Source organism: uncultured Bifidobacterium sp. (genome assembly GCF_945269915.1).
Lineage (GTDB): Bacteria > Actinomycetota > Actinomycetes > Actinomycetales > Bifidobacteriaceae > Bombiscardovia > Bombiscardovia indica.
In genome coordinates, this window is record NZ_CALYOY010000011.1 from 1 (window position 1) to 12,396 (window position 12,396).

Annotated in this window: 11 protein-coding genes; 1 reads left to right on the forward strand and 10 read right to left on the reverse strand. The window is 62.8% G+C overall.

What is annotated here, in order from left to right:
• Positions 1–301: 301 nt before the first annotated feature.
• The 3 genes from Q0K62_RS03200 to Q0K62_RS03210 form a co-directional block, all read right to left on the reverse strand.
• Positions 302–838: a PIN domain-containing protein gene (locus Q0K62_RS03200; protein ID WP_297316540.1), complete on the reverse strand. Its 537-nt coding sequence runs from the start codon at positions 836–838 to the stop codon at positions 302–304.
• A complete protein-coding gene (locus tag Q0K62_RS03205) occupies positions 835–1,626 on the reverse strand; it encodes a hypothetical protein (RefSeq protein ID WP_297316541.1) in 792 nt (263 codons plus the stop codon). Before Q0K62_RS03205 ends, Q0K62_RS03200 begins: the two co-directional genes overlap by 4 nt.
• Positions 1,627–1,829: 203 nt before the next feature.
• Positions 1,830–2,096, reverse strand: a complete 267-nt coding sequence (locus Q0K62_RS03210; protein WP_297316542.1) for a hypothetical protein — start codon at positions 2,094–2,096, stop codon at positions 1,830–1,832.
• 105 nt (positions 2,097–2,201) lie between these two features.
• On the opposite strand from Q0K62_RS03210, the gene dtd reads away from it, so the two are divergent.
• Complete coding sequence (gene dtd / locus Q0K62_RS03215) at positions 2,202–2,696, forward strand: D-aminoacyl-tRNA deacylase (protein WP_297316543.1); 495 nt, start codon at positions 2,202–2,204, stop codon at positions 2,694–2,696.
• Positions 2,697–2,794: 98 nt separating this feature from the next.
• On the opposite strand, the gene Q0K62_RS03220 is transcribed toward dtd, so the two are convergent.
• The 7 genes from Q0K62_RS03220 to murF form a co-directional block, all read right to left on the reverse strand.
• Entirely contained in the window at positions 2,795–3,964 is a 1,170-nt protein-coding gene (locus tag Q0K62_RS03220; protein ID WP_297316544.1) for an FtsQ-type POTRA domain-containing protein, read from the reverse strand.
• On the reverse strand, positions 3,961–5,571 hold the full coding sequence (gene murC, locus Q0K62_RS03225) for a UDP-N-acetylmuramate--L-alanine ligase (RefSeq protein ID WP_297316577.1): 1,611 nt from the start codon (positions 5,569–5,571) through the stop codon (positions 3,961–3,963). Before murC ends, Q0K62_RS03220 begins: the two co-directional genes overlap by 4 nt.
• Positions 5,572–5,730: 159 nt before the next feature.
• On the reverse strand, positions 5,731–6,951 hold the full coding sequence (locus tag Q0K62_RS03230; protein WP_297316545.1) for a UDP-N-acetylglucosamine--N-acetylmuramyl-(pentapeptide) pyrophosphoryl-undecaprenol N-acetylglucosamine transferase: 1,221 nt from the start codon (positions 6,949–6,951) through the stop codon (positions 5,731–5,733).
• A gap of 14 nt (positions 6,952–6,965) precedes the next feature.
• Positions 6,966–8,183, reverse strand: a complete 1,218-nt coding sequence (locus Q0K62_RS03235; RefSeq protein ID WP_297316546.1) for a putative peptidoglycan glycosyltransferase FtsW — start codon at positions 8,181–8,183, stop codon at positions 6,966–6,968.
• On the reverse strand, positions 8,167–9,600 hold the full coding sequence (gene murD / locus Q0K62_RS03240; protein ID WP_297316547.1) for a UDP-N-acetylmuramoyl-L-alanine--D-glutamate ligase: 1,434 nt from the start codon (positions 9,598–9,600) through the stop codon (positions 8,167–8,169). The genes Q0K62_RS03235 and murD overlap by 17 nt, the downstream gene beginning before the upstream one ends.
• Positions 9,601–9,688: 88 nt before the next feature.
• A complete protein-coding gene (gene mraY / locus Q0K62_RS03245) occupies positions 9,689–10,792 on the reverse strand; it encodes a phospho-N-acetylmuramoyl-pentapeptide-transferase (protein ID WP_297316548.1) in 1,104 nt (367 codons plus the stop codon).
• Between the two features lie 74 nt (positions 10,793–10,866).
• Complete coding sequence (murF, locus tag Q0K62_RS03250; protein ID WP_297316549.1) at positions 10,867–12,393, reverse strand: UDP-N-acetylmuramoyl-tripeptide--D-alanyl-D-alanine ligase; 1,527 nt, start codon at positions 12,391–12,393, stop codon at positions 10,867–10,869.
• Positions 12,394–12,396: the final 3 nt, after the last annotated feature.

Genomic DNA, 12,396 nt, shown 5'->3' on the forward strand with positions numbered 1-12,396 from the left:
CAGCTCCACTCGAACACAGCCGCCCGGGTTCGCCCGGACGGCTTTTTGCTGCTCTCCTTGATTTCATCCTGGGAACCGCAGATTGTATTGGACGGTGCCTGGATGGTTGCCAGGACCCTCCCCGTCGCATAACAACGTGGAACTGCAGATCAGCAGAGCGAAACGACTGTGCCAATAGCCCGGAATACAAATTCAACAAATCCCTGTTCATACCAGTAGAGCAATACTTCCAATGCCATATCGCACTATTCTCAACACACTACGCACACATATTCATCGGTTGGCACTTATCGAATAGACCTCATTCATCGAACAGGGTGATTGGACATTCTGGAGGGTGGCGAACACTGATGCCGATACTCGCTGTGGCATTGGCTTTCTTGACGAATTCAATGAATTTATCATCCCACGAATATACTACGGTGGCATTCGCGTATTTTGCCGTAGCCAATATCGCAGAATCGATAGGACGGATACACTGTATTGACGTATTATCGTGGTACCACTCGGCAGCAGGCAAGGTAAGATCCGCAAAATCAAGCGTGGAATCCTCACACCACTGCATCACTTGCTGTTTCATTTCTTTGTATTGTCTTTTAGTCGGGTTACCGTCCGCATGAATAATATGGTCCGACGACAGTTCAATCAGGGCGATGGAAGGAAGCAGAAGTTCAAACTGCCCACTGATGGCATCATCCAACAATCGTTTTGATCGGTCCAAACACGTCGCGGGGAGATTGTCCATCTTCCCCAGAGCGACGTTCAAGATAACGTTGGTATCAACAATGGCACGCGCGGGGTAACGAAGTCCATCTTCCCTCTCCATATTTAGGGTCATTGGCTATCCCCTCTGGTGATCCGTTGCTCTCCGCAGCTTCTCAGCGAGTCGATGATACTGACAGAGTTCACACCTGACGGCAACTGTATCTTTATGGTATTGACCAAGTCATCAGCCGTGACCGGTGCGCGATGCTTCTTCTGAATCGTTTGAATTCCTTCAGCATCCATCGAGAGACAATCATCAGCATCAAGCCGAATAAACCCCGTAACCTCTATCAGCCTTCCAGGATTGAGCGTGCTCACGACACCATCAAGATCACTCGGGAAAGTGACCTTTACCCTTCTACCGCTCGATTTATCCACCAGCCCGATCGACCTATGATTCCTCTGTAATATGAGCTTGTCGATTTTCCCCTGAATGCGACCGAAGGAACGACGTGCAGCCTTCTTGAGAAGACGCTCTAAGTTCTCAAGCAACTGTTGGTCGAGGATGCTAATCTGACCATCGATATTCAGAATCAGGTCTGATTGAGTTTCATGAACAAGAGCGTTGGAGTTTTCTATGACCCGTTTAAAAGTAATCAACGCAACCTGATTAGGTTCAGCCGATGAGGCCATGCCGGCAAAGGACCTCATCACTTGTAAAGATCGATTGGCCAAGGAATCATAAACAAGAGGTTCAGCAGTCATATGGACGCTCGCTATACGTGCCTCGGTGACTATCCAATCGTCGGCCTCTGCTTGAGACAACAATTGAGAAAATGCCTCAGCCGCCAGATTAAAAGCTCTAGCCGTAACTTTTTCAGGAGGGCAATTGACTTCAAAACTAAAGTGCGGCACGTCCATTGTCCCTCCCTCCGATCCTACTGGATAAGCGTATCATTGACCACCCGTATGCCATAGGAATCAATCGTTTGGAAAATAACCGATCTGGCGCTGTACCGTACACAGCACAAAACGGAACTGATCTAATCGAATATTGACTTTGCAATACCGATCAGCGCCCGAGCACCAAGCAGGTCGTCATTCAGTGCGCCTTTGCTCGGCAATCAGGAGTATCTCCGCTCAAGCTGTGCATAACGGGATTCGCGGGCGCCCAGGCGGATGGATTCGATATCGGCTTTGACCTGACGGTACCGGGCGGCCAGATCGTCGCGTCGGGATGGCGACAGGGTGGGGTCATCCAGCTGGTAGAGGATCTGATCCTTGCGCTTCTCCAGTAATGTGCGGATACGAGTGTGGTATTGGTCGAGCAGCTCAGGCCCGGAATACCCGGGTGAGCGCAGAACTACATCTGCCGGGTCCTGATACTTCATTGGAGCGAATATACCGGTCCGTGGATTAATACAAGCTTTATCTCGCCATAGGCATAGGCGGCCACGGATCGGCGCGGTCCTGTGGTCGCCTCTAGACTGGCAGACATGAGAATCGTCATACAACGTGTTTCCAGGGCACATGTGGATGTGGTCGATGACCGGGGCCAGCCCGATGGGGAATTCGAACCACAGCAGATCCGGCAGGGGCTGCTGCTCCTGGTGGCGGTCAGTGACCAGGACGGCCCTGAGCAGGTGGCCTATGCGGCCCGGAAAATTGCCAAGATGAGGATTTTCGAGGACGACCAGGGCAAAATGAACCGTTCGGTGGTCGATTGCCGGGGGCGGATCATGTCGGTCTCCCAGTTCACCCTCTATGCCGACATCCGCCACGGCAACCGTCCCAGCTTCATCGGAGCCGGCAGGCCCGACCATGCCGAAGAGGTCTGGGAGGACCTCAATCAAGCCCTGTCGGAATACGGCATCGAGGTGATCACCGGCAGCTTCGGTGCCCACATGAGGTTGGACTTCGTCAACGACGGACCTGTGACCATCCTCCTGGACACGGACGAGCTGATGCAGGCACCCGCCCACCAGGGCTGACTTTACGCAAACGAAGGAGGGCGCAAACCACCGCAGCCGGTCAATGGCTCGATGGACACATTCCTGCTGAGGGCAATATGAAACGGCTGTACCACCGCTTACTTGACGATGGGTCTGAGCGGGGCGGAGACATCGAGCTGGTGTTTGTCACCGATCTTGCTGGGATCATTGATGATCTTGTCAACGACGGCCAGCTTGAGCTTCAGGTCGGAACCATCTCCCCAGATGATCACACGCTCCCCCCTGTTCAGCTCCGTGGTGATGGAATCCTGGGTGTCGGCGGTCACCTTGGTCACTGAGTGACGCATGTCCTCGGGCATGGAGGAGAGGATCAGCAGGGTCTGCTTGACGGTCCGGTCGCTCTTGCCGCGCTCCAGATTGGCCACCTGGATGATGGGGATGTTCTTGGCCGGCCTGTCGACGGCGTTGAGCACCCGCCCCTTCCGGTCGACGGCGGTCAAAGTGCCCTGGGAATCCTTGAGGATGGCCGTGGGCTCCTGGGCCCTGAAAGTCACATCCAGGCCATGGGGGAAGTGCTTGTGCACCTGGGCATCGGTCACGCCGGCCATACCGCCGATGTCCTCTTCAATCGACTTGGTCGAAACCAGCATGAGGGAACGGTCGCCCTGCTCCCTGACGATGGACTCCACCTTCTTGTTCGCCACCCAGGCGTTGCCGCCGGAGACCTCGATATCCTCGGCTTGGAGCCGGAAGACCGGTGATATGAAGAGAAGCCAGACCAGGGCCGCGATGAGGGTCAGAACCAGGAAGGTGACACCGGCGCGGATAAGGATGACACGGCGGCTGGCCGACTTCTTCTCGTTGACCCTGGCCTCGAAGTCGATGACCTTGGGACGGACGAAGACCCCCATGCCCTCCTGGTCCCGGTCGACCCCGATGCGATTCGACACGGCCTGGTCGGAGGGCATGGCACGGGCATCAACGAAATCGTCGGCCCGGCTTTCCTGCTCCGAGCGAATCGCGCGCGGGGACGACTGGTCGGCAGTGGTCGCAGTCTTCCCCTTGGATCTCCGACGGGAGGGAATCAGTTCCTTGGATCGACGGCGCCTCCGGGACTTCCCGGACTCCGTGGGTTCCCCGGAGTGCCCGACCTGTTTGGAACGCGGACCGCCGCCCTGTCTGGAACCCTCTTGCGACACAGCCCCGTCCGCACCCGACACCGCATCCTTGGAGCGGGAGCGGATGGATCGCCCGGACCGTCCATGCCCGTCCGGGTTCCGGGAGCTGACGACTCTGCGGGATGTCACCGTGTCTCCTCTTTCCTACCCTGGCCTGAGAACCTGACGGAGAGTTCATCAAGGATGACCTGCCCCATGGTGGTGATGTCGCCTGCACCGACCGTGATGATGACATCACCGGACCGGGCACGGTCGGCCAGGTCCAGAGCCGCCTGGTGCATGTCCCGGCAGGCATGGAAGGAGGCCTGATGCACATCTCCGGCGGCTGTGGTCTGGCGGGCCTGCAGAATGGTGTCGGGACCAACCTCGGGGTAGTCCTCCTGGCGTTCCCGGGCGGGGAAGATACCAGTCACGGTCACATCATCGGCCCGGTTCAGGGCCGAGGCGAACTGGTCGGCGAAGATTCTGGTCCTGGAGAAGAGATGAGGTTGGAAGAGCACACGGATGGTCCGGTCCGGGTAACGTCTGCGGGCGGCATCCAACAGGGCGGCGATTTCAGTGGGATGATGGGCGTAATCGTCCACCAGGGTCACCCCACCGACCTCTCCCCTGACCTCGAACCGCCTGGAGGCCCCGCGGAAACCACCCGCCGCACGGGCCGCGGCCCGAGGGTCCAGGCCCAGGAGGGTGCAGGCGATGATGGCCGCTGTGGCATTTCGGGCGTTGTGGATGCCGGGTATGGCCAGATCGACTGGCACCTCGACGCTCCGGTCCGCACTATCCCCGGAATTCCCTGAATCTCTGCCGGTATCGTCCCCGGCCCGGTCAAGGAGGTCGGCCGGAATCTGCAGAGTGCAGTGCTCACGGCCCGATCCACTGGCCTCGGACTCGGATACGATCCTGACCAGGCTGGCCCCCTTCAGGGCCTCTCCCAGCTCCGAGCGCGTTTCGGTCGAGTAGACCACCACCCTGGCCTTGCAGGTCCCGTTCAGGTCCCGCAGGACCTCCAGGGCACCCTGGTCATCTCCGCAGATGACCAGATACCCCTGGGCATGGCGGACATGGTCGACGAAGGCCTGGCGGAAGGCGGCCGGGGTTCCGTAATGGTCCAGGTGGTCGGGTTCCACATTGGTCACGATGGCGATGGTGGGGCGGTACTTGCCGAAGCTCCCGTCCGACTCGTCCGCCTCGGCCACCAGCACGTCACCCTGGCCGACATGGCCCCCGTCGATGGCCCCCCGTGCGGTCTGGATGGAACCCCCGATGGCATAGCTGGGGTCGGCGAGCCTGCCGGTTCCGGCATTGGCCAGAATGTGGGCGGTCAAGGCGCTGGTGGTGGTCTTGCCGTGGGCTCCGGCCACGGTGACCGAACGCCTGGAGGCCATGAGGAGGGCCAGGATGTCGCTCCGGTGCAGGAGTCGGGCACCCTGGGCTCGGGCCGCCAGGATCTCGGGGTTGTCGGGCTTGATGGCGCTGGACCAGACCACGGTCCGGGCACCCGCCACGTTCCCGGCGCTCTGCCCCAGGCGGACCGTGATACCCAGCCGCTCCAGGCGGTCGGTCTTCTCGCTGGCCTGCCTGTCGGAACCGGAGACCTGCACGCCGACCTGGTGGAGCATCTCGGCCAGGACACTCATTCCGGCACCCCCGATACCGATGAAGTGGGTGGCTCCCAGGTCCTGGGGGTCGGTGATCCCCGTTCCGGCCAGGGCATCCCGGGTCGGGTCCAGGGGCAGGGCAGACGGGTCCGCTTCCCCGGTGGTTGGGTTCCTACGATCAGTGCTGGGCAAGATACATCTCCTCGGACGATTCCATACTGACTCCATTATGACGGCAGACCTGTACGCGCAGGGTGGCCCTATCCGCCCACCGACCCTGCCTGCCCCACCGGGCCTTCAGCCCTTTTCGGCCACGGAAAGAATCCTGGAGGTCATGACCTGGGCCGCATCGCGGATGCCGTAATCCCAGGCATGGTGCCGCATGGTGCCCAGCCTGTCCACATCGGCCAGGAGGGCGGGCACCTGCTCTTCGATCCAGGCGGGGGTCAGGTCGGCATCGGCCACCATCAGCCCTCCCCCGGCCTCGACGACCGGCTGGGCGTTGAACCGCTGCTCCCCGTTGCCGATGGGCAGGGGAACATAGACGGCCGGCAGGCCCAGGGCCGTCAACTCGCTGACCGAACCTGCCCCGGACCGGCAGATGACCAGGTCGGCACAGGCGAAGGCCAGATCGATACGTTCCAGGTATTCGGCCATGTGGTAATCACCGGAACCACGGTGGGCCGGATCCAGGTCGGTGACCACCCCATCGCCCAGATCGCGGACAACCTGCTCCTGCACCTGGCCGCTCTTGCCGCGCCCGGTCAGGTGCACCACCTGCCCAAGTTCCAGAAGCCTGCCCGCACAGGCGGATACGGCCCTGTTGAGGCTGGCCGCGCCCAGAGAGCCGCCGGTCACCAGGACCACCTTCCGCTCGGGGTCCAACCCCAGCTGTGCCGCGGCCTGGACCCGGGCAGCCCGGGAGTCACGCTCCATTTTCACGACCAGGTCGGCGATGGCAGGCCGCAGGGGCAGCCCGACCCGTTCGACCGGGATACCCGGACGGGCCTTGATGCCGGTGTGATCATAGGCCGTGCCCACATAGTCCGCCCACCGGGCACCCAGCTTGTTGGCCATGCCGGCCCTGGCATTCTGCTCATGAATCAGGATGGGCAGGCCCATCACCTTGGCGGCCCTATAGACCGGTGCCGAAGCGTAGCCGCCGAAGCCTACGACCAGATCAGCCGATTGTCGGCGGAGAATCTCCTTGACCCTGCCGACCTCCCTGCCCCACCGCATAGGGAACTTCAGGGCATCCGTATTGGGACGACGGGGGAAGGGTACCTTCTCGATCGTATCCAGGGGGAATCCCGCAGCCGGAACCAGGTCGTGCTCCAGACCTACGGCGGTGCCGATGACGCTGATTCGGGCCTGGGGGCACTGCCCGCGCAGGGCGGCCGCCACGCTGAGCAGGGGGTTGACATGCCCTGCCGTGCCGCCACCCGCCAAGACCACATGGGGCCCGTCTCCGGACCCGTCTCCCTGCTTCGCCATTCCTGTCCGACCCCTGTCACTCATGCTGAAAATCCTACTCAGGCCCCCGTAACGAGGGCCTTGACGTCGGGTTGGGTCCGAATCATCCGCAGGGCCACCCCGGCCGCCATCAGGCACATGATCAGGGCCGTGCCACCCGCGGAGACGAAGGGCAGGGGCAGACCGATGACCGGCAGGAGCCCGAGGACCACGCAGATGTTGATCAGGGCCTGGCCCACCAGCCAGACGTCCAGGCAGACCAGGACCATGCCGGCGTACCGGTTCTTGGTGGTCAGGGCGATCCGCAGCATGCACCAGCCCATGATGATGAAAGCCAGGATGACCAGGGCAGCCCCGAAGAAGCCGAGCTCCTCGCCGATAACGGCGAAGATGAAGTCGTTGTGGGCCTCGGGCAGGTAGTTCCACTTCTCCCGGGAATTGCCCAGACCCACCCCGCTCAGACCACCGGATGCCATGGCGTAGAGACCGTGAATGGATTGATAACAGACGCCCTGAATGTCATCGGCCGAGCACTTCCCATAGGCCGCCATGATGCGCTGGGTCCGGTTTCCGTTGCCCATGACCGAGAAACCGATGATACCGACCAGGCCGACCACGGCCAGGCTCAGGAGCCACCTCAGGGGGAAACCGGAGACCAGAAAGGCCACGAAGCCGATGATGACGATGATCATGGCCGTGCCCAGGTCCCTGCCCAGCATGATCAGGCCGAAGCTGAGCACGAACCCACAGATCGGCGTCAGATACGGTGTCCACGGGTGGGTGGGGGTCTTCCCCTCCCGGATCTCTCGCTGGGCCTCAATCAGGGCCTGGGGAAGCCATATGCACAGGGCCAGCTTCAGCATCTCGGCCGGTTGCATGGAGATGCCCCCGATCGAAATCCACCCCTGGTTGCCGTTGGCCGAGCGCCCCAGTGGGGTACGGGTCAGAAGCTGGAAGAACTGGCTGAAGACCAGGAAAGCCAAGGACCAACGCTGGTAATCCTCCACCTTGATCCGTTGGGCGGCGAAGGCGATGACCAGGCCGATCACACAGTAGACGGTCTGCCGGACCACCTGGCTCCAGGGGGAGCTGCCCTGGGCCACCAGGTCGACCGAGGACGAGGAGAAGACCATCATCAGTCCGAAGACCGTGGTGGCTATGACCGAGGCCAGGAACCCGTAGTAGCACCAGAGCGGGTTCATGATGGCCCGCCATCCCCGGTAGGGGTTCTGGGGCATGCCTGTGCCGCCACCGGTCGAGTCAGTGGTTTTCGCCATGAGCCTTCACCCACCTGTCGGCCTGATCCGCGAACTGCTGGCCACGATCGGCGTATGACTTGAACTGGTCCATGGAGGCACAAGCCGGCGCCAGGAGCACCACCTGCCCGGGGCGGGCGTAGGAACCGGCGGCCTGGACGGCCCTGGCCATGACATCCTGCTCGGGCTCAGGGTTTATCAGTGTCAGGGGAAGGTCCGGGGCCTCGGCCTCGAAGGCCTGGAGCATGGTGGTCTGGTCCCTGCCGATGATGACCACGGCAGACATCCGCCGGGCCTGTGTCCTCACCAGGTCCTCGAACCGGGCTCCCTTGGCCAGGCCACCGGCGATCCAGACCACGGAACCATCCTGGTAGCTGGACAGGGAAGCCATGGCCGCGTGGGCGTTGGTGGCCTTGGAATCGTCCACGAACCGGATGGCGTCCGGTCCGGAACCCAGACTGGCGACGGTCTGGATCCGATGGTCTCCGGGTGTGAAGACTCGCATGGCTTCCAGGGCCGCACCCCTATCGGCACCGGCTCCCAGGCAGAGGGCCAGGGCACACAGGGCATCGGCCAGGAGGTGGGGGTAGACGGTCCCGTCGGGTTCGCTCAGATGAGCGAGGTCCGACAGCCTGACCAGTCGCTCGGCCCTGTCTGGCTCACCACCGGCCAGGCCGCTCTTGTCGACGATCCAACCCCGGTCCACGCCGATCTGCCCTGCTGTGGGGCTGCCAAGGGTGAACCCCACCTTCAAGCATCCGGGGGCCGGGTGGGCCCGGTCGGTCAGAACGCGGACCCGGTCATCATCGGCGTTGTAGACCAGGGCCTTGCGCACCCCTTCATAGACCTTGGCCTTGTCGGCGGCGTAGCGCTCGAACCCGCCGTGCCAGTCCAGGTGGTCGGCCGCCAGGTTGGTGATGGCCGCGCATTCCAGGGCCAGGGAATCGGTGAAGTGGAGCTGGAAGGAGCTCAGCTCGACGCAGAGGCAGTCGTTCGAGGGGTCCAGAACGGCCTGGGATACGGCCTTGCCGATGTTGCCGACCGCCGGTGCCCGCAGGCCCGAGGCCTCCATCATGGCCGAGGCCATCTGGGTGGTCGAGGTCTTCCCGTTGGTGCCGGTGATGCCGATCCAGGGGGCGGGGGCACCGGTCCGGGCGCTGTCCACCCGCAGGTTCCAGGCCACCTCGACCTCGCTGACCACCGGGATGCCCCGCCGCTGCGCCTCCAGGATGAAGGGGGTGCGGGGGTTGAAGACCGGCGAGGTCATGACCAGATCGACCTGGTCCCAGTCGATGGCATCAAAGTCATGGAGATCGGCCTGGGCCACCTTCTGGTCCAGGGTGGTCACAGCGGCCGCACGTCCCTGCAGGGCCTCGGCCACGCTTCTGCCCGAGATGCCCAACCCTACGACCAGCACCCGCTTGTCACTCATGTCCATGAAGGGAAACACCCCGTTTCATCGGGCCGGCGGTTCCTGGTACTGATACCGGTCGCCGGCGGACCGCTACCCTGCACATTTCTGCCGCTCAGACGGGGAGCCCGGACCGGACCACCCAGTCCACATAGAAGAGGACCAGGGCCAGGAGGACGAAGATCAGGTCGATCATCCAGAACCTGACCACCACCTTGGATTCCTGCCACCCCATCAACTCGAAGTGGTGGTGGATGGGCGCCATCTTGAAGACCCGTTTGTGGGTCAGTTTGAAGTAGCCCACCTGAATCACGTCCGAGGCGGTCTCGACCACGAAGAGCCCGCCCAGGATGACCGCGAGGAGCTCGGTGTGTGTGGCGATGGACAGGGCCGCGAAGAGCCCGCCCAGGGCCAGGGAGCCGGTGTCGCCCATGAAGATGGAGGCCGGGTTGGTGTTGTACCAGAGGAAGCCGAAACAGGCCACGGCCGCGCAGCAGGCGATGATGGTCAGGTCCAGGGGGTCGGAGACGGCGTAGGAGTGGCCGGGATGGCCCGCTCCCTTGAGGTGGTAGCTCTCCCAGAAGGCGATGATGGTGTAGCCGGTGAAGGCGATCATGGAGCTTCCCGATGCCAGGCCGTCCAGACCGTCGGTCAGGTTGACGGCATTGCTCCAGGCCGTCATGAGGAGGTTGACCCAGATGATGAAGAGGATGATGGCCACGGCATGGCCGGCGAACTCGAAGTTGATGATGGGACGCTCCACGAAGGAGATACCGGCCTGGGCGCTGGGGAAGCCGTTCTTGGTGGGGAGCTGGAGGGCCAGTATGGCGTATATGGTGGCCAGGATGAACTGACCGGTGAACTTGGCCCTGACCGACAGACCCAGGTTCTGCTTCTTACGGACCTTGGCAAAGTCGTCGATGAAGCCCAGGCCGCCCATGGAGAGCATGGCGAAGAGGACCAGCATGGCCGAGAGGGATGGGGACTCCCCCCGTGACAGGTAACGGTAGAGCGCGGAAACGGCCCACCCCAGGAGGATGGCCAGGTTGATGACCAGGCCGCCCATGGTCGGGGTGCCCCTCTTGACCTGGTGGGACTTGGGACCGTCCTGGCGGATGTACTGCCCATAGTGAAGACGGTGCACCAGCCTGATCAGCAGTGGGGTCCCGGCCAGTGTGACCACCAGGGAGACCAGAATTCCTATGATGAGGGCTATCACTGTGTGTGCTCCAACTCTTGGATCATGTCCGTGAACGTTTGCGCCTGAAAACCGGCTTTCAGCTTACCCATACCTCAACCCTGCCACCTCTCCGCCAGGGCCGAGAGGCCGGACATGTGCGACCCCTTGAGGAGAACCAGGGATCCGGGGTGCCTGGCGGCCAGGGATTCGACCACTTTGCCGGCCTGATCGGCATCCTGGGCGTACCTGACCAGCATGGGGGCGGTTCCCCCCTCGGTCTCACCGGCGGTCTCCCCACCGGCCCCCCTGACCATGGCCCGGACCAGGGCATCCGCCGACTCGTCGGGGCAACCCACGGCGACCAGGGCATCCAGGCCAAGCTGACGGCAGTAGGCACCGACCTGCTCGTGGAGCTGTGCAGACCGGTCCCCCAGCTCCAGCATGACCCCCAGGACGGCAATCCGGTATGGCTCGGCACGGCCCTTGGCACCCTGCCAGGTGGAGAGGGCATCCAGACCGGCACGCATGGAATCAGGATTGGCGTTGAAGGAGTCGTCGATCAGGGTGAACCCCGCCCGCGCGGTCCGCACCGTCCCCACGGCCATGCGGTGGGGGCTGATCCTGTCATCCCGGCCCAGTCCTTCGGCGATGGAACGGGGATCCATGCCCATATGGTGGGCCACCGTGGCCGCCGCCAGGGCGTTCATGACGTTGTGGGTGCCTGATATGCCCAGGTGAACCCGGACCGGCTCGGCATCGGCGAGGGACAGGGTGAAGGAGGGCCTGTCAGAACGGTCCCGTTCCACGTCGGATGCACGGGCATCCAGGACAGCCGTCTTCCCATTCATGCCGAATCTGAGTACTCCGCCCCTGGCCAGGGGAGCCATGGCCGCCACCCGGGGATCGTCGGCGTTGAGGACGGCCAGGCCTCCTGGCACCAGACCACGGACGATTTCGCTCTTGGCCTGGGCTATGCGTTCCACGGACCCGAACTCGCCCAGGTGAGCCACACCCACCTTGAGGACCAGGGCCAGGTCGGGGGGAACGATCTGCGTCAGGTGCGCAATCTCCCCGACATGGTTGGCTCCCATCTCGGCCACCAGGAACCGGGTGCCCTCCCCCACCTGCAGGGCCGTCAGGGGCAGGCCGATCTCGTTGTTGAAGGACCCGACCGGGGCCACGACCTCCCCCAGCTTGGCCAGGAGGGAGGCCAGGAGGTCCTTGGTTGTGGTCTTGCCCACAGAACCGGTGATGCCGATAACGGTGAAGTCGGCGCCCGCCGCCCGGCGCAGTTCGATATTGTGCTTGGCCAGGAGACCCAGGGCCTCGACCGTATCCTTCACCAGGATCTGAGGCAGGTCTGCCCCGGAGACCAGATGGTCGACCAGGGCGGCGCGCACCCCCCTGGCACCCATGCCGGGCAGGAAGTCATGCCCGTCAACGCGTTCGCCACGGATGGCGATGAAGAGGGAACCCTCCTCCGCCAGCCTGGAATCGGAGACCACCTTGAGGGACTCACAGGGGTCGTCAACCCCATCGGTCGGCCGGGAAGCCGCGACGGGGACCAGACGGCCAGACAGGCACCGGGCCACCTCCTGCAGGGTCATGGGCATGGTCCCTGCCTGAACACACTGAGTCATCCT